The sequence below is a fragment of the Microbacterium sp. EB106-03-03-XG65 genome, assembly GCF_058791955.1.
The window spans coordinates 162,787-186,637 of the sequence record NZ_JBYTEB010000002.1 but is presented as its reverse complement, the minus strand read 5'-3'; the positions used below and the strand labels follow the sequence as shown (position 1 = coordinate 186,637).

Here is a 23,851-nt window from a genome sequence, read left to right as displayed (position 1 = left end):
GGCCGCGTCAGGCGACCGGCTCGCGCAGGCGCACGAGCCTCTCGTGACCTGTCTCTTCGAGCTCTGCGATGCTGTCACGCGACTTGAGGAAGTCCGAGAACGAACGGTAGCCGAGGGCCTTCTCGCTGAACGACGGATCCATGCGTCGCATGTGCGTCTTGACGGCCGAGCTGTGCAGCCATTCGTCGGCGCCGGTCTTGTCGTGACCGAGCCTCAGCGCGCGCTGCAGCAACTCCGTCGCCTCGCCCTGTTCGCTGCCGTCGCTGGATTCGTCCATCTTCGCTGCGGCGGCGGCCTTGCTCTTCCCGTTCTTCGCCGTCTGCCGTGTCCTGGTCTTGACCGCGGGGCTCGTCGTGGCTTCGGGCACCTCGGCCTCAGCAGCCTCGGGCGCGACCGCCTCGAGCACGGGGGCGGCAGCGGTGACCTTGCTCGGCCGCACCACGCCGGGGAGGGAGTCGTAGGCCTCGAACTCGTCGCACGCGGCGGCGAGGGACTTGGCCGTGGACCCGGCCACACCGACGCCGATGACGTAACGGCCCAGGCGCTTGCAGCGCTGTGCGAGCGGCACGTAGTCGCTGTCGCCCGCGACGATCACGACGTGCGTGAGGTCGGGAAGGCGGAACATGTCTTCGACGGCATCGACCGCGAGCCGGATGTCGGCGCCGTTCTTGGCGTATGCGGCGGCCGGGAACAGCTGCACGAGATCGACGGCTCGGGCCACGAGCTGCGAGCGGTACACGGCGTTCACCGGCGACGACCAATCGGCATACGCGCGGGTCAGGACCAGCGTGCCGAACGAGGCGGCGTAGTCGATGATCGCGCCGACCTCGATCATCGCGCGGGCGAGCCGCTCGGTGACCTCGGGGTCGGCGGGGTTCTCGGTGATCCGCTGCCGGTCTTTACCGTAGGCGTTGCGCCCGTGCACACGGTCGTACCAGGAGATGACGATGTTGTCGAAGTCCAGGTAGACGGCCACGCGGGCGTCAGGTGCATCAGCCATGGTTCACTCCCTCGTTCGGGTACCGGACACCGATCTGGGCGCGGATCTCGTCGAGCGTGCCCATGATGGCGACGGTCTCGGCGAGTGGCAGGATGTCGCCCTCGAGGATGCCGTCGCGCACGAGGCGCTCGGCGGCCTGGGCCTGGTACTGCATCCCGCGCCCCTCGACCTCGGAGACGTACTCCTCGACGACGGTTCCGTCGGGCTGCACCACGCGGAAGGCGGTGGGCGTGTACCAGACGCGATCGATGTCGATGCGGGCATCGGTGCCCACGATGCTCGCGGTGTTCGGGCCCGCACCTCGCGACGACGAGACGGTCGTCGACACGGCCCCTCCCTCGTGCGTCATGACGGTCGCCACTTCGGCGTCGGCGCCGGTCTCGATCAGGCGCGCGGTGGCCTGGATCGTGGCGGGCGCACCGAGCACATCCCACACGAACGAGATCGGGTAGATCCCGAGGTCGAGCAGCGCGCCGCCGCCGAGCTCGAGGGCGTTGATCCGGTGCGTCGGCTCGGAGGGCAGCAGCTGCGTGTGATCAGCGGTGACCACACGGATCTCGCCCAGGGTGCCCGCAGCGAGGATCTCGCGGATGCGGACCATGTGAGGCAGGTATCGCGTCCACATCGCCTCCATCGCGAGCAGGCCGCGCTCGGCGGCGAGATTCTGCAGGTCCTCCGCCTGTGCGCGGTCGACCGTGAAGGCCTTCTCGACGAGCACGTGCTTGCCGGCCTCGAGGGCGAGGCGAGCGTTCGCATGGTGCATCGGATGCGGGGTCGAGACGTAGATGATGTCGACGTCGGGATCCGCGACCAGGGCCTCGTACGAGGCGTGGGCGCGAGCGATGTCGAAGCGCGCCGCGAACGCATCCGCCGACTCCTGTGAGCGCGAGCCGACCGCCACGAGATCGAGTCCTGCGGTGCGCAGATCAGAGGCGAAGGCGCCGGCGATACCGCCGGTTGCGAGGATTCCCCATCGAAGACCAGTCATGGTCTCAGCGTAGAGGGTCGCACCGACGTACCGCGCGGTCAGCCGACGGTCTCCAGAGTACGCTGCGGCACGAGCGGGAAGACCTGCGCGGCGATCCGCTCGAGTTCCTCATCCAGCGGCGACGACTGGATCAGCAGCAGGGTGATGCCGGCATCCGCGTACTCCTGGATGCGTTCGGCGACCTGTTCGGCCGTGCCGACGAGGTTCGGACGAAGGCCCCTCGTGCCGACCGAGTACTCGCGCCGCGTGAGCTCGAGCGACAGCTGGGAGTTGCGCTGGAACTGCTCGAACGACGCATATCCGGGCGAGTCGGGGTCGACGGTCGTGATGCGGTCGAGTTCGCGCAGGGCCTCGGCTTCCGTGTCGCGGACGATCACGTACGCGGGCATTCCGAACTCGGCGACGGGTCGGCCGTGCAGCCGTTCCGAGCGGGCGTTCATGTCGGCGACGTTCGCCCGCACTTCGTCGAGTGTCCCGCCATGCATCACATACGCATCGGCGAAGCCGGCGATCGACTCGCGGCCCGCCTCGCTCTCGCCGCCCGCGAAGATCACCGGATGCGTCGACGGCTTGGGTTCGACGATCGTGCCCTCGAGGGAGTAGTGCGACCCGTCGAACGAGAACGGCGTGTTCTGCCACAGCCCGTTCAGGACCTCGACGAACTCCTGCGCCTGCACGTAACGCTCGTCGTGTGTCGTGAACCGACCGCCGAACTGCGCGGCCTCCTCGGCCCACCACGCCGCGACGACGTTGAGCGCCACACGGCCGGGGGCGATCTGATCGAGCGTGCCGACGGTCTTCGCCAGCACGGCGGGCAGGTGGAAACCGGGCCGCACCGCGGTCATCACGCGCAGTCGCTCGGTGACCGCGAGGATCGCGGACGAGAGCGACCACGCTTCGAGGCTCGGCGCCTCGATTCCCTTGCGGTCGTTGAGGTAGAGCTCGGGTACGAGGGTCGTGTGGAATCCGAGACGGTCAGCCTTCACCGAGACCTCGCGGATGTAGTCCCAGGTCGCGGCCATCCGGCCCTCGTCGGCGACGTTGCGCAGGAATCCGCCGTACACGGGCGTCCAGTATCCGAGATCGATTGCCATGATGCTCCTTGCTTCAGACGCGCGACAACGCGGCGTCGAGGTCGGCGATGAGGTCCGCGGCGTCTTCGAGGCCTGCCGAGAGCCGGATCGTCGTGAGCGAGATGCCGGCTGCGGCCCGCTGCTCGGCCGTGAGATGGGAGTGGGTCATCGACGCGGGGTGGTTCACGAGGCTGCGTGCGTCGCCGATGTTGGCCACCAGGCGGATCACCCGCAGGGAGTCGATCACGCGCGCGACACTGCCCTGCGTCTCGGCGTCGAGCGGCACTGCGAGGTCGAACGAGAACACCGAGGGGCCGCCGCGGGGCAGGTAGCGCTGGGCGACGGGATGCCAGGCGTTGCCCTCGAGCCCGGGATGGTGGACCGCCGCGACGGCCGGATGCTGCGCCAGATACCGCGCCAGCTGCAGGGCCGTCGCACTCTGGCGCGCCACGCGCAGGTCGAGCGTCTCGATCCCCTGCAGGATCTGCCAGGCGTTGAAGGGAGACAGCGAAGGGCCGAGATCGTGCACGTACTTCGACTTCACCAGCGCCGCGAACGCCTGCCCGATCCCGAAGCGCTCCCACAGGGTGAAGTCGCCGACACGCGCGTACGGCTCGGTGAAGTGCGGCCAGCGCGCCGGTTCGCGACCGAAGTCGAAGGTCCCCTGATCGACCACGACACCACCCAGGGATGTGCCGTGGCCGCTCAGGAACTTGGTCGCCGAATGCACCACGAAGTCGGCGCCGTGCTCGCCGGGACGCACCAGATACGGGGTGCCCACGGTGTTGTCGATCACCAGCGGGACCCCGGCTTCGTGCGCGATGTCTGCCACGGTGCGGATGTCGAGGACCTGCGCGATCGGGTTCGCGATGGACTCGGCGAACAGCACCCGCGTCTCGGGGCGGATCGCCGCTCGCCAGGCGTCCGGGTCGTCCTGATCGACGAAGGTGACCGGGATGCCGAAGTCGTCGAAGGTCTCCTGCAGCAGGTCGACCGTGCCGCCGTAGAGCTGGGTCGCGGCGACGATGTGCCCACCCCGGCCCACGAGCGCGAGCAGAGTGACGGCGACCGCCGCCTGCCCCGATGCGACCGCCACCGCCGACACCCCGCCCTCGAGCGCGGCGACACGCTCCTCGAGCACCTGCTGGGTCGGGCTCGCGTTGCGGCTGTACAGGTTGCCCGCGGTGCGCAGCGCGAACAGGTCGGCGGCGTCGGCGAGCGAGGCGAACTCGTAGGCGGCGGTCTGATAGATCGGGGGGACGGCGCTGTTCTGCGGAATGCCGGGAACGTAGCCTGCCTGGATCTGCCGTGTCGAGAACTCCGTCATGAGGTCGCCCGCACGGATTCGCGCACACGGACGATCGCCGCGTGCACATCGCCGCCGCGCAGCCGCTCGAGCCACTGCACGAGCGAGGCGGCGACGCTGCGGTGCGACTGATCGTTGAGCGCGTCATGGAGTCCGTCGACGGTCTCGACGATCTCGAGGTCGGGAACGGCGCGGAGCGCGTCGAGCACATCGGCGAGGGGCGAGACGGTGTCGGCGCCGCCGTGCACGGCGAGCACGGGAACCTCGATCGCCGCGAGATCGGCGGGGGCGGGGAGCGGCTCGGCCGCAGTCACATCGGTCGATGTCTCGGCGGCCAGCACTCCGAGATGCAGGGGGCATGCCGTGCGCTCTTCCGCGGCGGGCAGCTCGAGCTCGGCATCCACCAGCGTCCCGGAGACGACCACCGCGTCGACGGTCGCTCCCTGGGCCGCGAGTCGGAGGACCGCGGATGCTCCGGCATCCGCCCCGATGAGAACTCGCGGAGTGTCTGCGGCCTCGGAGAGCCACTCGGCCGCGGTCGCGGCGTCGCCCTCGAAGACGGCGACGGTGTAGCCGTCGAAGCTCAGTCGACGGCCGAAGCGCTCGTACACGCCCGCGCGCTCGCCGCGGCCGGCGACGACGGCGAGAGTGCCGCGAACGCGGGCGGGCGGTGCCCAGGCTGCAGGGGAGGTCGTGGTCATGCGTTCCATCCTCTTGTCGGCTGCCGCCCCGTTGCGCGATATTTCGCAGTGTTGCGCTTCGTGACCCTTCGCTTCGCCGAGATTGTGGCCCGTGCCGGGTCCTCATACTTTCGCTGCATGACCCGCCGATCCCGACTTGCCCTCTTCTCTGCCGCGACGGCTGCGACCCTCGCGCTCGCCGGATGCGCCGGCGCGACCGCCGCCCCGTCCGAGTCGACAGGCACGACCTCGCTGACCTGGGGCTGGGCCCTGCCCACGAGTTGGGATCCGGTGACGTCGACGGCCGGGTGGGACACTCACGCGCTCGCGCTCGTGTACGACGGGCTGACGCAGCTCGACACGGAGGGTGAGGTCGTTCCCGGGCTCGCCGAGAGCTGGGAATACAACGCCGAGGGAACATCGATCACGTTCCACCTGCGCGAGGACGCCGAGTTCACCGACGGCACGCCCGTCACGGCCGACGCCGTGAAGCAGAGCATCGAACGCGGTCGCGACCAGGAGAACTCCACTCTCGCCGGCCAGCTGCGGATCGTCGTCGGCATCGACGTGATCGACGAACGCACCGTCACGGTGCACCTCGATCAGGCCGACTACCAGGTGCCGTACCTGTTCGCCGGCAAGACCGGCTTCATCGTGAACCCGGCCGCGTTCGACGATGTGACGACCCTGGCCACCCAGCCCGAGGGATCGGGTCCTTTCGCTCTCACCGAGTACGTGCCCAACGCGCACGCCGACCTCGAGAAGAACGAGGACTACTGGAACGCCGACCACATCTTCATCGACGACTTCTCGATCGTGCCCGTCACGGACCCCGCCACAGTCGTCGCGGGTGTGAGCTCGGGGCAGTGGGACGTCGCGCAGGTTCCGCCCGCCCAGGTCGAGGGCGCCGAGACCGCCGGTCTCGAGGTCGAGACGATCCGCGCACTGACCGTGCGTGCCCTCGACGTCAACAGCACGGTCGCGCCGTTCGATGATCAGCGCGTGCTCCAGGCGATCAGCCACGCCACCGACCGTGAGGCGCTGATCGACGCCGCGTACTTCGGACAGGGCACGCCGAACTGGCAGCCGTTCCCCGAGGGATACGTCGCGCACAGCCCCGAGCTCGACGATCTGTACCCTCACGACGTGGACGCCGCGAAGCAGCTCCTCGCCGATGCCGGGCATCCGGACGGGCTCGAGATCACGCTCTCGCTGACCGAGGACGACACGGCGCTCGCCGAGGTGCTGCAGGCGCAGTGGGCTGAAGCGGGCATCGACGTGACCCTGAACGTGCTGCCCGCCGCGGCGGTCGCCCAGAACTACGTGCAGCGCACGCTGCCGTTCGTGCTCGACAGCTACTCGGGCCGACAGTCACCGCTGCAGGGACTCGAAGTGCTCTACGGCGCCGAGGGGCTCATGAATCTGGGCCGTCAGACGCCGCCCGAGCTCACCGAGGCGATCGATGCGGCACGTGCCACGCCGACCGACGCCGAAGACTATGCCGAGAAGATCCAGGATGCGGTCGAGATCGGTGTGGAGCTGCAGCCGAACACGTTCCTCTTCAGCTGGCCGCGGATCCTCGTGCACCCCGAGAAGGTCACGGGCATCCAGCACTGGCTCGACGTGCAGCGTTGGGAAGACGTCAAGGTCGAGGGCTGAGTCCGATGTCGACCGTTACCGCCGCGGCGCGCTCCGCGCCCGACCTCGAAGGCGCAGACGTCACGCGCAGCGCGTGGCCCGCGCTGCGCGGAGTCCTCGCGACCCTGATCACGGCGGTCACGGTCTTCATCCTCGCCACCTTCGTGACGTTCGCCCTCGGGACCGCGAGCGGGTCGAATCCCGCGGCGGTCGCGCTCGGCGAAGTCGCGACGCAGGAGGACATCGACCGGCTGAACCATCAGTTCGGGCTCGATCGTCCGTTCCTCGTGCGATACCTCGACTGGATCTCGGGCGCCGTCACGGGTGATCTCGGATCGTCGTGGTTCACGACGATCCCGGTCGTCGACAGCATCGTCCAGGCGTTTCCGGTGAGTCTGTCGATCGCCGCGGGGGCGATGCTGTTCGCCCTGGTCTTCGGGTTCTCCGGCGGCGTGCTCGCCGCGGTGAACAGGGGAGGGGTGGTCGACAGGGTGGTCACCGCCCTCAGCACGATCGCCGCCACGGTGCCCGCGTTCGTCGCGGCGATCGGGCTCATCCTGCTCTTCTCCTACGCGATCCCGATCTTCCCGGTGGCGGGATACACCCCGCCGGACAAGAGCATCAGCGCCTGGCTCCTGTGCCTCGTGCTCCCGTCGGTCGCGCTCAGCCTCGATGCGGGCGCCGACATCGCCAGGCAGCTGCGCACCTCGCTCGTCGGCACGCTGAGAGAGAACTTCATCATCGGTGCGCGGGTGCACGGCCTCGGCCCGCAGCGCATCGTGTTCCGTCATGCGCTGCCCATCGCCTCCGGCCCTGCGCTGTCGACCCTCGGCGTGCACGCCCCGCGTCTGGTCGGTGGGGCGGTGATCACCGAGGTGATCTTCGGCATGCCCGGCCTCGGACAGCTCGCCAATCGCGCCGCCCTGCAGGGAGACGTGCCCGTCGTGCAGGGCGTGCTGCTCGTGACGATCGCGATGATCGTGATCATCGGCGCCGTGCTCAACCTCGTCATCTCGCGCACCGGCGGAACAGAGAGGAGCGCCGCATGAGCGTCATCGCATCGTCGACCCCCGCACGCCTCTGGCGAGCCGGCTGGAGCGTCAGACTCGCGCTGCTCGTGCTGGTCGGCGTGGCGCTGCTCGCGGTCGCGGGGCCTGCTCTCGCTCCGCAGGATCCGCTGGCGCAGAACGCCTCGGACGCGCTGCAGGAGCCGAGCCTCGCGCACCTCCTGGGTACCGACTATCTCGGCCGAGACGTGCTCTCGCGGCTGTTCGCCGGGGCGCCGGCCTCGCTCATCAGCGCCGTCGCCGCAGCGTTCATCGGTCTCGTGCTCGGCGCGGTGCCCGGAGCCATCAGCGCCTTCGTGCCGAGGTTCGCCGAGTGGTTCTCTCTGCGGATCGTCGACGCGCTCCTCGCGCTGCCCTTCATCCTGTTCGCGATCGTATTCGCGGCGCTGCTCGGCAACGGTCTCGTGCAGGCCACCCTTGCGATCGGCATCCTGGTCGCTCCCGGATTCTTCCGCATCTCCCGTGCCGCGACCCTGAGAGTGCGCGATTCGCAGTACATCGACGCGGCGAGCTATCTCGGCGCGTCGGCGTGGTGGATCCTGCGGCGCCACGTCTGGCGTCAGGTCGCCCCCAACCTCGTGGTCGCGACGGTCTCGGCACTCGGCGGCGCGCTTCTGGCCGTCGCGTCGCTCACCTTCCTGGGAATCGGGGTGCAGCCGCCGGCACCGACGTGGGGTGGGATGCTCTCGAGCGATCTCGGATACCTCGGCCAGCGCCCGTGGGGTCCGCTCGCTCCCGCCCTCGCGATCATCGTCACGGTCGGCGCTCTCAATCTGGTCGCGGATGCCGCACGCGATGTGCTCGGTGCGGACGCCCCGATCGCGCGGAAGGCGGTGGCTCATGTCTGACACCCGGTCGATCATCGGGACGAGCGAGAGGGCGGATGCTGCGCCGGCCGCGCCTGTGTGGCTCGGTGGGCCGCTGCCGCCCTCGTTCGACGAGGGCTCGCTCGCACGCCCCGCGACGGCGGCGGTCAGCGATCTCGTGATCGCCGCAGCCGACGGGACGGAGCTCGTGCGGGGCGTCTCGGTCTCGGTGCGCCCAGGAGAGGCGCTCGGCATCGTGGGGGAGAGCGGAAGCGGCAAGACCCTCACCTGCCGCGCACTGCTCGGCATCCTGCCTGCGGGTCTCGAGGTCACGGGCGGCACCGTGCAGGTCGACGGCGTCGACCTCACGACCGCCTCTGAGCCGGCCTGGCGGCGGGTGCGTGGCACGCATATCGCCGCGGTCTTCCAGGACCCGGCGTCGTATCTCAACCCCGCGATCCCCGTCGGCGCGCAGCTCGAGGAGACTCTGCGCGTGACGGCGAGGCTTCCCCGGCGCCAGGCCAGGGAACGCGCTCGTGAGCTGCTCGACGACCTCGGCATCCGTCGGGTCGACCTGGTGCTGCGCCAGCGGGTATCGCAGCTGTCGGGCGGGATGCTGCAGCGGGTGCTCATCGCCATGGCGCTCGCCGCGGACCCTGCTGTGCTGATCGCCGACGAGGCGACGACGGCGCTCGACGTCACCGTGCAGGCCGAGTTGCTCGAGCTGCTCGCGCGTCTGCGCAGAGAGCGCGACCTCGCGCTCATCCTGGTCTCGCACGACCTGGCGGTCGTCGCGCAGGTGTGCGAGCGCGTGCAGGTCTTCCGCGACGGACGGGTCGTCGAGGCGGGGGCGACATCGCGCGTTCTCCGCGCCCCCGCGCACCCCTATACGCGGGAGCTCCTCAGTGCACACGCGGCATACGGACTCGAGAGGTTCCTCGCATGACGGCTCCGATCCTCGAACTCGAGAACCTTTCGGTCGACTACAGCCGGGTGCGCGTGCTCGATCGCCTGTCGCTCACCGTGCGCCCCGGCGAGGTCGTCGGCGTCGTCGGTGAATCCGGCTCGGGCAAGACCACGCTCGCCAAGGCCGTGCTGCGTGCGGTCGACGCCGCCCCGGGTGCCCGTCTGCTCGTCGACGGCCGCGATGTCACGCGTCTGCGCGGCGGTGCGCTGCGGGCCTGGCGACGCGGCGGGGCGGTGCAGTACGTCTTCCAGGACCCGCTGCGCTCGCTCGACCCCGGCGTGCGCGTCGCGGATTCGATCGTGGAGGGGCTCCGCATCGCCGGTGTGCCCGCCGCCGATGCCGCGCGTCGTCGCGCCGAGGCGCTCGCGGCCGTCGGTCTCGACGAGGAGCTCATCTCGCGGCTTCCGGCCGGTCTGTCAGGGGGACAGCGTCAGCGCGCGGCGATCGCGCGCGCCCTCGTCGTCGAACCCCGGCTGCTGCTGCTCGACGAGCCCGTCAGCGCTCTCGACGCGGCCAGCCGCGATCGCGTCGTGCAGGCGCTCATCGCGCTGCGCGATGCCCGCGGATCCGACCTGGCCATGCTGGTGATCTCGCACGACATCGGCTCGCTCGCCGCCATGAGCGATCGGCTGATCGTGCTCGACCGCGGTCGCATCGTCGAAGACGGCCCCACGCGTCAGGTGATCTCGCAGCCCGAGCACCCTTACACCCGACTGCTCATCGACTCGGTCCCCCTCATCCACACGCCCCGGGCGAATCGCCCGTCGCCCGTCCCCCTCAGGAGCTGACGCACATGCCCATCGAACTGCTCGGAATGATCGCCACGACCCCCGGATCGGAGTCGAAGGGCGTCGACGGGCCGCCCGTCGACGCGGATTACGTGCGCGAGTTCTCCCGCGCACACGAAGAGTCCGGGTTCGACCGCGTGCTGATCGGCTACAGCGCCAGCTCGCCTGACGGCTTCGCTGTCGCCGCCGCCGCGCTGCACTCGACCGAGCGGCTGAAGGTGCTCATCGCGCACCGGCCGGGGTTCGTCGCGCCGACGATCGTCGCGCGTAAGCTCGCCACCCTCGACCACCTCACCGGAGGGGGCCGCGTCGCGATCCACCACATCAGCGGCGGCAGCGAGGCCGATCAGCGCAGAGACGGCGACTTCAGCGAGAAGTCCGATCGCTATCGCCGCACCGGTGAGTTCATCGACGTGCTGCGGCGTACGCTCACGTCCGACGAACCGTTCGACTATCACGGAGACTTCTATCGGGTCGAGGGGGCTTTCTCGGCCGTGAAGCCTGCGACCGACGAGGGGATCCCGGTGTTCTTCGGCGGCCTGTCGGAGGGCGCCGTCGAGGTGGGCGCCAAGGCGGCTGACGTCTACATGCTGTTCGGCGAGCCTCTGGCCGATGTCGCCGAGAACATCCGCACGATCCGCGCCGCGGCCGCGCGCGAGGGGCGCACCGTCGAGTTCAGCCTGTCGACCAGGCCGATCATCGCAGCGACCGAAGCCGAGGCGTGGGAGAAGGCCGACCGCATCTACGCCGAGACCGAGGCCGTGATCGCCCGCAGCGGATCAGGCAACCCGTTGACGTTCGCCAGGCCCGAGCGGCAGGAGCCGGTGCCGGTCTCGGCCGATCGGCTGCAGCAGGCCGCCCGTCGCGGCGACGTGCACGACGAGCGGCTCTGGCTCGGAATCACGAGATTGACCGGTCCTGCAGGCAACTCGACGGCTCCGGTCGGCACACCGCAGCAGGTGGCCGAGGCGCTGCTCAAGTATTACGACCTCGGCGTGACCCGGTTCCTGATCCGCGGCTTCGACCCGCTGGGTGATGTGCGCGATTGGGGCGCAGAACTCGTGCCCGCTCTGCGCGAGGGGGCGCGGCTGCGCGACGAGGCGCGCGCGGAGGAGGACGCCGAGAAGGTCGCCTGAGCGACCCTCGCACTCCGCGGTCGACGTTCGGCGGCAAGCGAGAGTATCGGAATACCTCCTATACGTAGTCATATGACGACGTTACGCTTGCTAACGTCGACGCATGTCTACAGCCAGCTCGACCCTCTACGACGTCGACACCGACGTGCTTCGCGCCATGGCGTCGAAGGTGGCTCGTCTCGTCGGGGAGCTCGGGTCGACGGCGGTGGCGGCGCCCCGTGATGCCGGGCACGAGTGGGTGATCGACGCGGCGGCGGGTTTCGGCACCGCCTGGTCAGACGGACTGTCCGCTCGCGTGACCGACTCCGAAGACTTCGCCGACAGGCTGCGCACGACAGCACGAGTCTTCGATGAGGGTACCGATGCGGCGAAGGCCGAGGTCGACGCCCTCATCTGGGACGACTGATGGAGCTCGGGCAGACCCAGTCGGCGGTCGAGCTCGTGCCGGGGTCCGTCTCCGATGTCAGAGCCAGGGCCGAGGAGTGGAAGGCTGTCGGCGCCGAGACGAGTCGTGTGCGAGACGACCTCGTCACGCTCGACGACGACGGCACCTGGAAAGGTGCGGCCTACGACGCGTACCTCGAGCGCTTCGAGCGACAGCTGCTGCACTGGAAACATGCGGGGGAGTGGCTGCGGGCGGGAGCGAGCGCGCTGTTCACCTGGGCCGACGCGCTGCAGTGGGCGCAGGATGAGGCCGACCGCGCGATCACCCTGTGGAACGAGGCGGAGCAGCAGTCCGCTGCGGCGCTGAGCGCCCACCGTGCGCACGTGCAGGAACTGCGCGTCGGGCAGGGGCTGCGGCATCCGGACGTCGATCTGCCCTTCGTCGATCCTTCGGGTGCGGCCCACGACGAGGCGCGGGAGGTGCTGTTCAACGCGCGGGCGACTCTCGAGGTCTTCGCGCGCGACTGCGCGATCCGGTTGGACGAGGCGGCGGATGCGGCACGTATGCCGCTGACCGACGCGGAATCAGCGGCGCAGGCCCAGCATGTCGTGACGGAGGCGATCGTCGACCTCGCCGTCGTGCAGCCCTTCCAGGCGACGATGCACCTGCTCGCGGTCTCGGCACAGACGCTGTGGGAGCATCCCGACATCATCCTCGAGCTCCTGGGCGGCGCTGCGACGTTTATCGGCGGTGCCGGACTCGCCGTCGGGGGTGGCGGACTCACCGTGACCGGCGCAGGCGCCCTCGCGGGAGCACCCGCCCTCGTCGTCGCGGGGGTCGGCGTCGCGGGCGCCGGTGCGGCGATGATCGGCGACGCCGCGGGACGCTGGTCCGCCGAGAGCCACGCGGTGGGGGACCGGATCAAGGGTCTGGATCGCGGTGACGGGCGCGACTACCTCGGTCACTTCGCGAAAGGGCAGAAGGACCCGTCGTGGGTCGATAGCGAGCGGATCGGGCTCGACAAGTACGCGAACGACACCGGTCAGACTGTGATCCGCACGAAGGCGAAAGTCGACTTCGAGGGATCTCCGCAGAACGGACGAACGTACGACGGGCTGGTCAAGAACGACGATGGTCCGAATACCTACACTGGAATTGAGGTGAAGTCCGGCGATGCGATCAACCGGTATGGGCCAAACAACACGCAGAAGCAATTCGACGACGCCGTCAGGTCAGGAACGCCGGCGCGCGGAAGACTCGACGGCGAGGACATCGTCGTCACGCGAGTAGATATCGAGGTGGTCCCATGAGTTTCAAGCCAACCCACGCCCAGAAGTCGCCGTCCGACCTGTTCGGTTTCGTCACGGACGGGTATCGTCCGATTCCCGACGAGTTGCGGTTCAAGCTGGGCCTTTTGGACGGCGCAGAAAGGTTCACGTACATCATCTGGAGGGCGAGTGATCCCGCCAAGGGATTCGTCACGCGCGTTGACATGGGAGATTCCTTCATGCAGGCCGGAGGATCGGCTGACGCCTTGACCATCGAAGTGGGACTGGTCGCATCCGATGGGGAGAGCCACCTGTACACGGTCGGCAGGCCCGAGCCCGCAGACGCCTCGACCACCCTCATCCCGATCAGCCACGACCGCGCGGTTCGCGTGTTCTCCAACGAGATCTTCACGGCCGACGAAGCCGCGGTGATCTTCTACACCTACTACCTCACCGACGCCGTCTCGCAGCCCTATGTGCTTCGCGAGCTGGATCTCTCACACGAACTCTCGGAGGAAAGATGACGCTCTACGGACCTTTTGTCCAGGCGGCGAATGACGGCCGAATCGGTTGGTTGGCAGACGAACACCTCTCGATCCCCGATCGACTGCGACGCACGCTCGAGTGGTTGGACGCACGCACGGACTACACATACGAGATCTGGCGCGGTGCTGACCCGACCGCCATCGACGGCTTCCGCGAACCCGCGAACGATTCGTTCATCCAGGCCGCGGGCTCGGCTGACGCGATGACTGTCGAGGTGCGGTTCGCTGACCCTGACGGCGAGACCCATCTATACACGGTCGGCAGACCCGAGCCCGCCGACGGCACGACCACCCTCGTCCCGATGAGCGACGACCGCGCGATTCGGGTGTTCTCGAACGAGATCTTCAACGCCGACGAGGCCGCGGCGATCTTCTACATGTTCTACCTCACGGAGTCCGTCTCGCAGCCCTACGTGCTTCGAGAGCTGGATCTCTCGCGAGAACTCTCGGAGCTGCGATGAGGGTCTCGGTCCGCCACGACGCCGTCGCGGAGACGATCGCGCAGCTCGCGCTCGCGGTGAAAGCCGTCGAGCACGAACTCGCCACCCTCGATTCTGAGGTCGCGAGGCTGGACTCCGCCTGGAACGGCGAGGCACGCCGCGCCTACGACCGCGCTCAGCAGGACTGGTCTGCAGCGCTCGCGAAACTGAAAGCGGCGCTTGCCGAAGCCACCCGCCGCCTGATCACCGCGAACTCGATCTCGATGGCGACAGCAGACACAGCCGCCCGCATCTGGTCCTGAGGCGTTACGGGATCAAGACGATCTTGCCCGCGGCGGAGCCGGACTCCACCAGCTCATGAGCCCGTGCCGCCTCGGTGAGGGGGAGCTCGGGGCCGAGCTCGATGGTGAAGTCGCCGGCCGCCAGCAGATCGACGGTCGCGCCGAGGGCCTCGGCCCGCCACGCCAGCTCCTGCTCGGTGAGGGGCTGCGGTGCCCCGCCCGAGAACGCCCGGATGCCGAAGGATGCGGCGTCCGGCCCGCGCACGATGGTGGCGATGCGGTCGCGGTCGGCGACGAGCGCGAGCGACACCTCGATGGCCTCGTCGGTGCCGGCACAGTCGAGTGCCACCGTCACACCGTCGGGAGCAGCCTCTCGCACGCGCTCGAGCAGTCCCTCGCCATAGGCGACCGGGATCGCGCCGAGTTCCCGCAGCTGCTCATGGCGCGCAGGGCTCGCGGTGGCGATCACCGTGGCACCCCACGCCACGGCGAACTGCACTGCTGCCTGGCCGACCGATCCCGAGCCTCCGTGCACGAGCAGCACGTCACCGGCCTCGACTCCCAGCGACTTCAGCACCTGGTAGGCCGTGCCGGCGGGAATGCCGATGCCGGCGCCCTCGGCCGCTGTCACCGAGTCGGGGAGGGCCACGATGTTCTCGACCGGCACCGCGAGCAGGCTCGAGTAGGTGCCCACGGTGTCACGGATCGCGACACGGTCGCCCACTACGAAGCCCTCGACGTCGTCGCCGAGCGACTCGATCACGCCCGCGCCGTCGAAGCCGACCGTTCGCGGTTCCTCGATCGGCGGAGACGGGCGCTTCGCCGAGCGCAGCTTGGCATCGATGGGGTTGACACCCGCAGCTTCGATGCGCACGACGGCCTCGCCGCCGAGAGCGATCGGGTCGGGCACCTCCATCTCATGCAGCACATCAGGGGAACCGAACTCTGTGTAGACGATCGCGCGAGCCATGCCTTCAGGCTACCCCCGGGAAGACAGCACCTTCATGATGCGCTGCGGCGAGACGGGCTGCGCGGTGCCGAGTCGCTGCGCGAACACGCTCACCCGATACTCCTCGAGCAGCCACCGCGTCTCGACGAGAGCCGCGGGCGCATCGGAAGGCAGAGGGATGGTGCCTCCGGCATCTTCGAACACTTTCGCCATGCGCTCGAACTCGCTCATGCGGGTGCGGTCCTTGCCGGGCTCGCTCGCGAGAGTCTTGAGTCGGTCGAGCATTCCGTCGAGGTAGCGAGGGAAGTGCGCGAGGCGCTCGACGCCCGCGGACGACACGAAACCCGCGTGCAGCAGACCCGACAGCTGTGTGCGGATGTCGTTGAGTGGTCCGAGCAGCGCGAGCGAGTTCTGCGACTTGATGCCGCGTTCGACCTCGCGTGACTTCGTGAGGATGCGTGCCACGAGCGATACGCACGCGAACAGGTCGTCGACGAGCGATGCCGAGACGGTGTCGCGCACGCGCACGAACTCCGCCTCGGTGCGCACGATGCCGCCCGGTGCGACACCGTCGATCCCGCTCTGCACCACAGCCGCGCGGCAATCCTCGATGAGCGCGGCGGCGGATTGGTAGGGGGACGCCGCGAGCGCGAGCTTCTCCTGACTCGTGAGGTGCTGCTGCACGTACGACGACGGAGACGGCACGCCGAGCAGCACGAGCCGAAGAACACCTGCGCGGGTGGCCGTCTCAGCCGCGTCGGCCGTCGACTCGACCCGCACCGAGACGGTCTTTCCCTGATCGATGATCGCCGGATATCCGCGCACCACTCCGCCGGCGACACGGGTGTCGAGCACCTCGGGAAGGTCGCCGAACGTCCAGCCGGTGAGACCGCTCTGCTCGATCGACGCGGCGGGTGCCGCAGGCTGGGGGCCTTTCGACGGGCCGGGGCGGCGCGGCGGCGCGGCGATCGAGCGGGCCACGCTGCTGCGGGCCCGGTCGGCGAGCTGCGCCTGCAGCACACGGAGATCACGGTTCGATCCGGCGACCCGACCGCGTTCGTCCACCGCGCGAAAGTTCATGCGCAGGTGCGCCGGCACGCGCTCGTCCTCGAAGTCGGACGCCGTGACGAGTTGATTCGCGAGCGGCTGGATGAGCCGAGCGAGAGCCTCTTTCAGCGTGCGTGCCGGCATTCCGCCGTGGGACTCGGGGCCGTCTCCCGCGAGCTCCGCGCCGAACTTCTCGGCCCAGTCGGCGGCGGGCACGACATGGCGTCGGATCGCCTTCGGCAGCGCGCGCAGCAGACCGGTGACGAGTTCGGCACGGAGGCCTGGCACCTGCCAGTCGAAGCCCCGGTTCTCGATCTGGGCGAGCAGAGGGAGCGGGATCACCACGCTCACGCCGTCGTCGGCAGCGCCAGGCTCGAACCGGTAGGCCAGGCCCAGCACCTGGTCGCCCTGCGTCCACCTGGTCGGGAACTCGTGCTGATCGGCGCGGCCTTCGTCGTCGACGAGGTCTGCCTCGCGCATCACCAGCAGCTTCGGCGTCGAGGCCAGCTGCTCGCGCCACCACTTCTCGAACGAGCGCACGTCGAAGACGTCGGCCGGGATCCGCTCCTCGTAGAAGCGGAAGACCGCCTCGTCGCCAGCGAGGATGTCACGGCGACGCTCGCGCTCCTCGAGCTTCTCGAGGCGCTTGCGCAGTTCGGCGTTGCTGCGCCAGAACGCACTCACGCGCTTGTCGATGCGCGAGGGGTCCCACTCGCCCTCGACGAGCGCATGCCGCACGAAGAGCTCCCGCGACGCGGCGCGATCGATACGCGCGAACTGCACACGACGGCGCGGGATGATCTCGACCCCGAACAGCGTGACCTTCTCATAGGCGACGGCCGCGCCGGCATCCTTCGACCAGTGCGGCTCGGTGACCTGCCGCTTCGCGAGGTCGCCGGCGAGCGCCTCGGCCCAGGCAGGGTCGATCGCGGCGACCGTGCGCGCATAGGTTCGCGACGTCTCGACGATCTCGGCGGCCATCACGGCTTGGGGACTCTTCTTGCGCAGGGCAGAACCCGGGAAGATCGAGAAGCGGATGCCGCGGGCGCCGCGGTACTCCGCCATCCGCTTCTTCTTGGGGTCGATGCCCTTACCGGTCTTGCGCTCGTCGAGGATGCCGATCTGCGACAGGAGCCCGGCGAGGAGCGCGCGGTGGATCGCGTCCGGATCCGCCGTCCCCGAACCGTCTGCGGTCTTCAGGAGTCCGCGGAGCTGGCGGTGCACGTCGAACCACTCCCGCACGCGCACATAGTTGAGATGCTCGGAACGACAGAGTCGGCGGAAGGCACTGGACCCCAACTCGCGCTGCTGTTCCCTGAGGTGGTTCCAGAGGTTCAGGATCGAGAGGAAGTCACTCGTCGGGTCGGCGAACCGCGCGTGCATCCTGTCGGCCTCGTCGCGCACGCTCTGCGGTGCCTCCTGCGAGGGGCGCTCGCGCACGTCCTGGATCGACATCCCCGCCACGATCGCGAGCACGTCGCGGGTGACGTCTGCGCCGCCGGGGCGACCCGCCTCGATGAGCATGCGCGCGAAGCGCGGGTCGATCGGTATGCGCGAGATGTCGCGGCCGATGCGGGTCAGCGTGGGGGCGTCCGAGCCGGTCGAGGGGCGGACGGCTCCGAGCTCGGTGAGGAGGTCGAACGCCGCCTTCACCCCTCGGGAGTCGGGTGGCGTGAGGAAGGGGAACGCGGTGATGTCGCCGAAGCCGAGCGACAGCATCTGCAGGATCACCGAGGCGAGCGAGGTGCGCAGGATCTCGGGCTCGGTGAACTCCGGGCGCTTCTCGAAGTCCTCTTCGGAGTAGAGGCGGATCGCGATGCCGTCGCTCGTGCGACCGGCACGCCCCGAGCGCTGGTTCGCCGAGGCCTGCGAGATGGCCTCGATCGGCAGCCGCTGCACCTTGGAACGGTTGCTGTAGCGCGAGATGCGTGCGGTGCCGGTGTCGATCACATACCGGATGCCGGGCACGGTGAGACTGGTCTCGGCGACGTTGGTGGCGAGCACGACGCGGCGACGCACTCCGGCGACCCTGCTCCGCTCGAACACACGGTGCTGCTCGGCCGCCGACAGCCGCCCGTACAGCGGCAGCACCTCGGTGGGGGAGCGATCCTTCGCATACGCGCCGCGCACGGCATCCGCCGCGTCTCTGATCTCGGCCTCCCCGGGCAGGAAGACGAGCACGTCGCCCGGTTCCTCGCGGTCGAGCTCGCGCAGCGCGGCGACGATCGCCGTCACCTCGTCGGCGGCTTCGGCGGCACCGCCCTCCTCGGTGTCATCGGTCTGGCCGCGATAGCGGATCTCGACCGGATACGTGCGCCCGGACACCTCGATGATCGGCGCCGGGGTTCCGTCCGCCGCCGCGAAGTGTCTCGCGAAGCTCTCGGGGTCGATCGTCGCCGAGGTGATGATGACCTTGAGGTCTGGTCGCTCCGGCAGCAGCCGTGCGAGGTATCCGAGCAGGAAGTCGACGTTGAGCGAGCGCTCGTGCGCCTCGTCGATGATGATCGTGTCGTAGCGGCGCAGCAGCCGGTCGCGGTTGATCTCGTTGAGCAGGATGCCGTCCGTCATCAGCGCGATGCGGGTCTCGTCCGAGACCTTGTCGGTGAATCGCACCTTGTAGCCGACGAGCGTGCCGAGCTCGACCTGGAGCTCCTCGGCGACGCGCTCGGCGATCGTGCGCGCGGCCAGACGGCGGGGCTGCGTGTGTGCGATCCGCTCGCGCCCGAGCTCGAGGCAGATCTTCGGCAGCTGCGTGGTCTTTCCCGACCCCGTGGCGCCCGCGACGATCACGACCTGGTGGTCGCGGATGGCGTCGGCGATCTCGTGGCGGGCAGCGCTGACGGGCAGCTCGGCGGGATACGAGATGACGGGGGAGGACATGGCTCTCCATCGTATGTCGGGATCGGCCTCTACGATCGTCGAATGACGGTCGTGCACAGCCCCACCCAGTGGTTCCACGACTTCGGTCGGCCGCCTCGCATCCTCGGACTCGATGTCGCTCGCGGTCTCGCGATCCTCGGCATGGCCGGGGCTCACATCGGCGAATCCGCATCGTTCGACGCGCTCGATCCCTCGACCTGGGGTGATCTGGTCAACGGGCGCTCATCGATCCTGTTCGCCGTGCTGGCGGGGGTGTCGATCGCACTCATGACCGGGCGCAGCTCGGGCCCCGACCCGGCGCGCATCCCGAGCATCCGACTGCAGCTCGTCGGGCGTGGTGCGGTGATCTTCCTGATCGGCGTGGGGCTCGAGCTGCTGAACACCCCGATCGCGGTGATCCTCACGCTGTACGGCCTTCTCTACGTCGCCGTCATCCCGTTCCTGCGGTGGCAGCCGTGGAAGCTGCTGCTCGCGGCCGGCGTGCTCGCTCTCGCAGGGCCGGCGCTCCTCGCCCTGCTGGCCGTGCTCACGCTGCATCCGTCGGGGCCGGGTATCGATCTCGTGCTCTACGGTTCGTACCCGATCACCGTCTGGCTCGCGTTCGTCTTCGCGGGCATGGCCCTGGGGCGCCTGCATGTGGAGCGACTCGAGACCGCAGCGGTCGCACTCGCGGTGGGGCTCGGACTCATGGTCGTCGGCTACGGGCTCGGCCTCGTCGGAGCGCTTGCGGGTGTGGGTGGCACGGGCGGCGTCAGCGGCACGGCGGGAGTGCCGAGCACGGGATGGACCACCTATCCGGATGCCGTCGCCGACGCCGATCCGCTCGGTGCGGTGCTGGCGGCGGTCTTCGGAGTCGATCCGCATTCGGGAGGCACCGCCGAGATCCTCGGTTCCGGCGGATTCGCGCTCGTGATCATCGCACTGTGCCTTCTGCTCAGCCGTCCACTGCGCGGGATCCTGCTGCCGCTCGCCGCGCTGGGATCCATGCCGCTGTCGGCATACACCGCTCACGTGCTCTCGACCGCGCTGATCGGCGGACCCGGCGGCTTCTTCACGAGCAACGAGTTCTGGGTCGGCACAGCGATCACGCTGCTGCTGGCGACGACCCTCTGGTCGATCTTCGTGGGACGCGGCCCGCTCGAGCGGCTCGCAGGCGGAGCAGCCTCGGCGATGGCGACCCCGCCGGCCTCCGGTGCTCCTAGGCTGGATGCATGACGATTCCTGCACTCGAACTGAACGACGGCAACTCCATCCCCCAGCTCGGCTACGGCGTCTTCAAGGTGCCGGCCGACGAGACCGAGCGCGCCGTGAGCGAAGCGCTCGAGATCGGCTACCGCCACATCGACACGGCGGCCATCTACGGCAATGAAGAGGGCGTGGGAGCCGCGATCGCCGCATCCGGCATCGCGCGCGACGAGCTCTTCGTCACGACGAAGCTGTGGAACGACCGCCACCACGACGACGAGCCGAACAAGGCGATCGCCGAGAGCCTCGAGAAGCTCGGACTCGACGCGGTCGACCTGTACCTCGTGCACTGGCCCACGCCGGCGAAGGACGACTACGTGCACGCCTTCGCGAAGCTCGTCGAGCTGCGTGAGGCGGGACTCACCCGCAGCATCGGCGTCTCGAACTTCCTCGTGCCGCATCTCGAGCGCGTGGTCGCCGAGACGGGCGTGACCCCCGCGGTCAACCAGATCGAGCTGCACCCGGCCTATCAGCAGCGCGACATCGTCGACTGGGCGACCGAGCGCGGCATCCGCATCGAGTCGTGGGGTCCGCTGGGACAGGGCAAGTACGACCTCTTCGGTACTCCGGCGATCGCCGAGGCCGCCGCAGCTCACGATGTCACCCCCGCCCAGGCGGTGCTGCGCTGGCATCTGCAGAAGGGGTTCATCGTCTTCCCGAAGTCGGTGCGTGCCGAGCGGCTGCGCGAGAACCTCGATGTGTTCGGGTTCGAACTGACCGATGCCGAGATCGCGGCGATCGACGCGCTCGACCCGCTCGACGGCTCGGGCCGCGTGGGCGCGCACCCGAACGACGTCAACTGAGGCGTTCCGTTTCGACAGATGACGCCCCGTGTCGCGCATGGCGACACGGGGCGTCGTCGTGAGTAGCGTCGTCGGCATGACAGCTCCCTACCGTGTCGTCGCCGTGTCCGGCTCTCTGCACGAACCCAGCAAGACCACGGCTCTGATCCGTGCGATCGCCGGTGCTGTCGCCGAACGCACCGCGGTCGATATCGAGGTCATCGAGTTGACCGACATCGGCCCCTCCCTCGCGGGAGCACTGTCGCGCGACCAGCTGCCCGAGCGCGTCGAGGAGAAGCTCGTGGCCATCGAGCAGGCCGACCTGCTGATCGTGGGCAGCCCCGTCTACCGCGCATCGTTCACCGGACTCTTCAAGCACCTGTTCGACTTCGTGGGTCAGTACGAGCTCGTCGGTAAGCCGGTGCTGCTGGCCGCGACCGGCGGCGGCGAGCGCCACGCGCTCATCATCGAGCACCAGCTGCGTCCGCTGTTCGCGTTCTTCCAGGCGCTGACGCTGCCGGTCGGCGTGTATGCGAGCAACACCGATTTCGACGGCTACGTGATCTCGTCGGACGTTCTGCAGGCGCGGATCGCGCTCGCCGCCGACCGTGCGCTGCCCTTGGTCGGCTATGCCGCGTCGCGCCCTGCCGAGCCGCTTCTCGTCTCCTGACGCCGCCCGGCTTCCGCCGCGCCCTCGGGCCCGCGTAGCGTAAAGGGATGACCAACCGGCTCGCCGACACGCTCAGTCCGTACCTGCGCGCACACGCCGACAACCCCGTCGACTGGTACCCGTGGGGACCGGAGGCCTTCGCCGAGGCCGAGCGCCGCGGCGTGCCGCTGCTCATCTCGATCGGCTACTCGACCTGTCACTGGTGCCACGTGATGGCGCGCGAGTCGTTCGCCGATCCCGTGACGGCGGCGGCGATCAATCAGGACTTCGTGGCGGTCAAGGTCGACCGTGAGGAGCATCCCGACGTCGACGGCGCGTACATGGCCGCAGCATCCGCGTTCACGCAGAACCTCGGCTGGCCGCTCACCGTGTTCGCCACGCCCCGGGGGCGAACGTTCTACGCGGGTACCTACTGGCCGCCGGTCGCGCGGCAGCCGATGCCCGCCTTCCGCGATGTGCTCGCTGCGGTGCACGAGGCGTGGACGGTGCGGCGCGCGCAGGCCGAGGAATCGGCGGATGCGGTGACCGCGGCGCTCGCGCAGGCCGCCGCATCCGCTCCGTCGGATCTGCCGGATGCCGGTGCGATCGCCGCAGCCGCCCGTGCGATCGCTGCACGCGAGGACCCGCAGTTCGGCGGTTTCGGCGGCGCACCGAAGTTCCCGGTGGCCACCACGCTGAGCTTCCTGCAGAGCCCGCTCGTGCGTCGCGAGGCTCCGGATGCGGCGGCGACCGCCGATCGGGCACTCGCCGCCATGGCGGCGTCCGCTCTGCGGGATGAGGACGGCGGGTTCTTCCGCTACGCGACGCAGCGGGACTGGACCGTGCCGCACTACGAGCGCATGCTGACCGACAACGCCCAGCTGCTGCAGGTGGCCCTCGACGCCGGGGATATGCCGACGGTGCACGGGGTGGCGGACTTCCTGCTGCGCACGCTGCGGCGCGATGGCGGCGGATTCGGTGCCGCACAGGACTCGGAGTCGTGGATCGACGGGCAGCGCAGTGAGGGCGGCTACTATCTGCGGCCGGTCAGCGAGCGGAGCGGGCTCGCGGAGCCCGCTGTCGACGGCAAGGTCATCACGGGCTGGAACGGTCTCGCGATCGCGGCGCTCGCTCGGGCGGGCGCCGCGTGCGCCGAACCCGTGTGGGTGACGGCCGCGGTCGACGCCGCCGAACACGTGCTGCGGGTGAACCGGGATGCCGCAGGCGTCCTGGTGCGCGCGTCGCTCGACGGCGTGGCGTCGTCAGCCGTCGCGACCACCGCCGACGCCGCGCTTCTCGCGGACGGACTGTTCGCGCTGGCTCTTGCGACCGGCGACGCAGCGTGGGCTCGCGAGGGACTGACGCTGCTCGACACGGCTCTCGCGGGGATCGACGGAGACCCTCTGCTGACCGTTCACGGCATCGCGACGGCGCCGGATCAGACCGACGGAGACCTTCCCTCGGGCGCCGCGGCCGTCGCCGCCGCCTCCCTCACGGCGTGGCTGCTGGGAGCGGGGGATCGGTATCGGGACGCCGCCGTCGAGTCGGTGAGCGCGCACGCCGCTCGGGCCGTCGAGCAGCCGTTCGCCCACGGCAGCCTGCTGCGGGTCGCTGCGGGGCTCGTCGACGCTCCGCGACAGGTCGTGGTGGTCACCGCACAGCCCGACGGCGCGCTCGCTTCGGCCGCCCGCGGCCTCGATGCCGATGCGGTGGCGATCGTCTCCCCGACACAGGCCCGAGCGTTCGCCGCCGCCGGATTCGAGCTCTTCGAGGGCAAGGCCGACGGGTCCGAGCAGGCGTTCGACTGCCGCTCGTTCGTCTGTCGGCTGCCGGTGAGCGATCCGGCCCAACTGTCGCACGCGCGCTGATCGGGTTCAATAGAACGGAGATCGGGTGCTGTCAGCGCTCCAGACTGACATCGCACCGCAGGA

22 protein-coding genes are annotated in these 23,851 nt (G+C 69.4%); 15 read left to right on the top strand and 7 right to left on the bottom strand.

Features of this window, described 5'->3' with window-relative positions; all coding sequences use genetic code 11:
- Nucleotides 1-7: 7 nt before the first annotated feature.
- The 5 genes from AC3WS6_RS14070 to AC3WS6_RS14050 are packed head-to-tail and all read right to left on the bottom strand — an operon-like array spanning nucleotide 8 to nucleotide 5,068.
- The gene (locus AC3WS6_RS14070; protein ID WP_492501656.1) at nucleotides 8-1,000 is read right to left on the bottom strand and encodes an NYN domain-containing protein; all 993 of its coding nucleotides are present in this window, start codon (nucleotides 998-1,000) and stop codon (nucleotides 8-10) included.
- The gene (locus AC3WS6_RS14065; protein ID WP_492501655.1) at nucleotides 993-1,988 is read right to left on the bottom strand and encodes a Gfo/Idh/MocA family protein; all 996 of its coding nucleotides are present in this window, start codon (nucleotides 1,986-1,988) and stop codon (nucleotides 993-995) included. Before AC3WS6_RS14065 ends, AC3WS6_RS14070 begins: the two co-directional genes overlap by 8 nt.
- Before the next feature lie 38 nt (nucleotides 1,989-2,026).
- Nucleotides 2,027-3,082 carry an LLM class flavin-dependent oxidoreductase gene (locus AC3WS6_RS14060; RefSeq protein WP_492501654.1) on the bottom strand — a complete coding sequence of 352 codons (1,056 nt, stop codon included), beginning with the start codon at nucleotides 3,080-3,082 and terminating at the stop codon, nucleotides 2,027-2,029.
- Between the two features lie 13 nt (nucleotides 3,083-3,095).
- A complete protein-coding gene (locus AC3WS6_RS14055; RefSeq protein ID WP_492501652.1) occupies nucleotides 3,096-4,388 on the bottom strand; it encodes an O-acetylhomoserine aminocarboxypropyltransferase/cysteine synthase family protein in 1,293 nt (430 codons plus the stop codon).
- On the bottom strand, nucleotides 4,385-5,068 hold the full coding sequence (locus AC3WS6_RS14050; RefSeq protein ID WP_492501650.1) for an alpha/beta hydrolase: 684 nt from the start codon (nucleotides 5,066-5,068) through the stop codon (nucleotides 4,385-4,387). The genes AC3WS6_RS14055 and AC3WS6_RS14050 overlap by 4 nt, the downstream gene beginning before the upstream one ends.
- Nucleotides 5,069-5,185: 117 nt before the next feature.
- Here AC3WS6_RS14050 and AC3WS6_RS14045 point away from each other — a divergent pair, with 117 nt between their 5' ends.
- The 11 genes from AC3WS6_RS14045 (at nucleotide 5,186) to AC3WS6_RS13995 (ending at nucleotide 14,389) form a co-directional block, all read left to right on the top strand.
- A complete protein-coding gene (locus tag AC3WS6_RS14045) occupies nucleotides 5,186-6,706 on the top strand; it encodes an ABC transporter substrate-binding protein (RefSeq protein ID WP_492501649.1) in 1,521 nt (506 codons plus the stop codon).
- Nucleotides 6,707-6,711: 5 nt separating this feature from the next.
- A complete protein-coding gene (locus tag AC3WS6_RS14040; protein WP_492501648.1) occupies nucleotides 6,712-7,734 on the top strand; it encodes an ABC transporter permease in 1,023 nt (340 codons plus the stop codon).
- Entirely contained in the window at nucleotides 7,731-8,600 is an 870-nt protein-coding gene (locus tag AC3WS6_RS14035) for an ABC transporter permease (RefSeq protein ID WP_492501647.1), read from the top strand. The genes AC3WS6_RS14040 and AC3WS6_RS14035 overlap by 4 nt, the downstream gene beginning before the upstream one ends.
- Nucleotides 8,593-9,504, top strand: a complete 912-nt coding sequence (locus AC3WS6_RS14030) for an ATP-binding cassette domain-containing protein (RefSeq protein WP_492501646.1) — start codon at nucleotides 8,593-8,595, stop codon at nucleotides 9,502-9,504. The genes AC3WS6_RS14035 and AC3WS6_RS14030 overlap by 8 nt, the downstream gene beginning before the upstream one ends.
- A complete protein-coding gene (locus AC3WS6_RS14025; RefSeq protein ID WP_492501645.1) occupies nucleotides 9,501-10,313 on the top strand; it encodes an ABC transporter ATP-binding protein in 813 nt (270 codons plus the stop codon). The genes AC3WS6_RS14030 and AC3WS6_RS14025 overlap by 4 nt, the downstream gene beginning before the upstream one ends.
- A gap of 5 nt (nucleotides 10,314-10,318) precedes the next feature.
- The gene (locus AC3WS6_RS14020; protein ID WP_492501644.1) at nucleotides 10,319-11,449 is read left to right on the top strand and encodes an LLM class flavin-dependent oxidoreductase; all 1,131 of its coding nucleotides are present in this window, start codon (nucleotides 10,319-10,321) and stop codon (nucleotides 11,447-11,449) included.
- Nucleotides 11,450-11,552: 103 nt separating this feature from the next.
- Nucleotides 11,553-11,855: a hypothetical protein gene (locus tag AC3WS6_RS14015; protein WP_492501643.1), complete on the top strand. Its 303-nt coding sequence runs from the start codon at nucleotides 11,553-11,555 to the stop codon at nucleotides 11,853-11,855.
- Nucleotides 11,855-13,144, top strand: coding sequence for a putative T7SS-secreted protein (locus AC3WS6_RS14010; RefSeq protein WP_492501642.1), 1,290 nt, complete (start codon nucleotides 11,855-11,857; stop codon nucleotides 13,142-13,144). Before AC3WS6_RS14015 ends, AC3WS6_RS14010 begins: the two co-directional genes overlap by 1 nt.
- The gene (locus AC3WS6_RS14005; protein WP_492501641.1) at nucleotides 13,141-13,626 is read left to right on the top strand and encodes a hypothetical protein; all 486 of its coding nucleotides are present in this window, start codon (nucleotides 13,141-13,143) and stop codon (nucleotides 13,624-13,626) included. Before AC3WS6_RS14010 ends, AC3WS6_RS14005 begins: the two co-directional genes overlap by 4 nt.
- A gap of 50 nt (nucleotides 13,627-13,676) precedes the next feature.
- Nucleotides 13,677-14,108, top strand: a complete 432-nt coding sequence (locus AC3WS6_RS14000) for a hypothetical protein (RefSeq protein WP_492501640.1) — start codon at nucleotides 13,677-13,679, stop codon at nucleotides 14,106-14,108.
- On the top strand, nucleotides 14,105-14,389 hold the full coding sequence (locus AC3WS6_RS13995) for a WXG100 family type VII secretion target (RefSeq protein ID WP_492501639.1): 285 nt from the start codon (nucleotides 14,105-14,107) through the stop codon (nucleotides 14,387-14,389). Before AC3WS6_RS14000 ends, AC3WS6_RS13995 begins: the two co-directional genes overlap by 4 nt.
- A gap of 4 nt (nucleotides 14,390-14,393) precedes the next feature.
- Here AC3WS6_RS13995 and AC3WS6_RS13990 read toward each other — a convergent pair whose 3' ends face one another.
- On the bottom strand, nucleotides 14,394-15,338 hold the full coding sequence (locus AC3WS6_RS13990) for a quinone oxidoreductase family protein (RefSeq protein ID WP_492501638.1): 945 nt from the start codon (nucleotides 15,336-15,338) through the stop codon (nucleotides 14,394-14,396).
- A 9-nt stretch (nucleotides 15,339-15,347) separates the two neighbouring features.
- Nucleotides 15,348-19,244, bottom strand: coding sequence for an ATP-dependent RNA helicase HrpA (hrpA, locus tag AC3WS6_RS13985; protein WP_492501637.1), 3,897 nt, complete (start codon nucleotides 19,242-19,244; stop codon nucleotides 15,348-15,350).
- Between the two features lie 42 nt (nucleotides 19,245-19,286).
- On the opposite strand from hrpA, the gene AC3WS6_RS13980 reads away from it, so the two are divergent.
- The 4 genes from AC3WS6_RS13980 to AC3WS6_RS13965 all read left to right on the top strand — a co-directional run bounded on the left by AC3WS6_RS13980 (nucleotide 19,287) and on the right by AC3WS6_RS13965 (nucleotide 23,788).
- The gene (locus AC3WS6_RS13980) at nucleotides 19,287-20,459 is read left to right on the top strand and encodes a heparan-alpha-glucosaminide N-acetyltransferase domain-containing protein (RefSeq protein ID WP_492501636.1); all 1,173 of its coding nucleotides are present in this window, start codon (nucleotides 19,287-19,289) and stop codon (nucleotides 20,457-20,459) included.
- A complete protein-coding gene (locus AC3WS6_RS13975) occupies nucleotides 20,456-21,292 on the top strand; it encodes an aldo/keto reductase (RefSeq protein ID WP_492501635.1) in 837 nt (278 codons plus the stop codon). Before AC3WS6_RS13980 ends, AC3WS6_RS13975 begins: the two co-directional genes overlap by 4 nt.
- 76 nt (nucleotides 21,293-21,368) lie before the next feature.
- Nucleotides 21,369-21,941 carry an FMN reductase gene (msuE, locus tag AC3WS6_RS13970; RefSeq protein WP_492501634.1) on the top strand — a complete coding sequence of 191 codons (573 nt, stop codon included), beginning with the start codon at nucleotides 21,369-21,371 and terminating at the stop codon, nucleotides 21,939-21,941.
- A 47-nt stretch (nucleotides 21,942-21,988) separates the two neighbouring features.
- A complete protein-coding gene (locus AC3WS6_RS13965; protein WP_492501633.1) occupies nucleotides 21,989-23,788 on the top strand; it encodes a thioredoxin domain-containing protein in 1,800 nt (599 codons plus the stop codon).
- Nucleotides 23,789-23,851 lie beyond the last annotated feature (63 nt).